This is a genomic window from Megasphaera sp. AF13-6AC (assembly GCF_027685385.1).
In the GTDB taxonomy this organism is placed as follows: Bacteria; Bacillota; Negativicutes; order Veillonellales; family Megasphaeraceae; genus Megasphaera; species Megasphaera micronuciformis.
In genome coordinates, this window is sequence record NZ_JAQCUN010000021.1 from 1 (window position 1) to 1,517 (window position 1,517).

The following is a 1,517-nucleotide window of genomic DNA, read 5'->3' on the forward strand; positions in this document are numbered from 1 at the left end:
GCTGTCGACTCGTAATGACGGCAGACTGACGCTGACCTTCTTCCCCTTAAAGCGTTCCAACAGTAAGTCGACTAATTCGGGAAGTCGCGAATAGTCTGCAGAGCTCAGACTCATGAGAGAAATTTCATCATACCCGGAATTTTTAACTATTTGTTCAGCTAAATCCGCCAAATGCTCCGGTGTTTTTTCCCTTACGGGTCGATACAAAACTCCTGCCTGACAAAAACGGCACCCGCGACTGCAACCGCGAAAGAGTTCAACAACAGCCCGATTATGAACGATATCAATATTCGGCACAATCGGTTCCGTCGGATAAAAAACCGTTTCTTCATCGGCAACAACACATTTTTCAATGCATGTTTTCGCCTCCGCTTCCGTAGGGACCAAAGCCAGAAAATTCCCTTCCGAATCATAGTGAGGCTCGTAAAAAGCAGGTACGTAATTTCCCTTTTGCATAGCCAATGTTTTTAACAGACCTTTTTTCCCGCCCGGCTTACCGGCTTTCTTCCAAGCAATAATCGTGTCAGCCAATAATTGAACCGATTCTTCCGATTCGCCGAGACAAAAGAGATCAAAGTATTCGGCCAAGGGTTCGGGATTATAGGTACAAGGCCCTCCGGCAACAATAAGAGGGGTTTCTTCACTACGTTCCGATGCAAGCAAGGGAATTCCCGCCAAATCGAGCATGTTCAAAATATTGGTAAAACTCATTTCATATTGAAGCGTAAAGCCGACCATATCAAAATCGCGAACAGCCGTCTTCGTTTCCAGTGAATAAAGGGGATATCCCTTTTTACGCATTAATTCTTCCATATCCGGCCACGGGGCATAAACCCGTTCCGCTGCCGTATCACTGCGTTTATTCAAGAGAGCATACAAAATTCTGAGTCCTAAATGACTCATAGCCACTTCATAAACATCAGGAAAACAGTAAGCAACCGTAAAATCTACATCACTGTGATTTTTTACTACGCTGTTCCATTCTCCACCCACATATCGGGCCGGCTTCTGTACCTTACTTAATAGTATGGGATCTATCTGTATTTGCACGTTATTCTCCGTCTATAAAAAAATTGCCGATTGTTGTCGCATATGGACACTCAATACTACCGCCAGGGCCATCATATTAGTAGTCAAAGCACTGACACCGTAACTCATAAAGGGTAACGGAATACCCGTAACAGGCATAATACCGCAAGTCATACCGACATTGACGAGTATTTCAAAAGTCCACATGGCTACAATACCCGTAACCAGTAACATTCCAAAAGGTTCCTTGCATTCCTTAGCCGTAACCAAGGCCCTGTAAATGAGTACAAAATATAAAAAAAGTAAAAAGAGACACCCTAAAAATCCCAATTCTTCACCGATAACGGAAAAAATAAAATCCGTATGATTTTCAGGTAAAAAATTCAACTGACTCTGAGTCCCTTTGAAAAGACCCTTGCCGAAAAGCATTCCCGAACCGATAGCTATTTTTGACTGAATGATATGATAGCCGGCTCCGAAGGGATCTG

2 protein-coding genes are annotated in these 1,517 nt (G+C 43.4%); both read right to left on the minus strand.

Translation table 11 applies throughout. The annotated features are described in order from the left end of the window. A partial coding sequence (locus PGX78_RS02380; protein ID WP_270445234.1) for a TIGR03960 family B12-binding radical SAM protein occupies positions 1-1,050 on the minus strand: 1,050 nt, incomplete at its 3' end. A 12-nt stretch (positions 1,051-1,062) separates the two neighbouring features. Continuing rightward, positions 1,063-1,517 (minus strand): FtsW/RodA/SpoVE family cell cycle protein (locus PGX78_RS02385; RefSeq protein WP_270445235.1); only part of this gene is annotated, 455 nt, incomplete at its 5' end.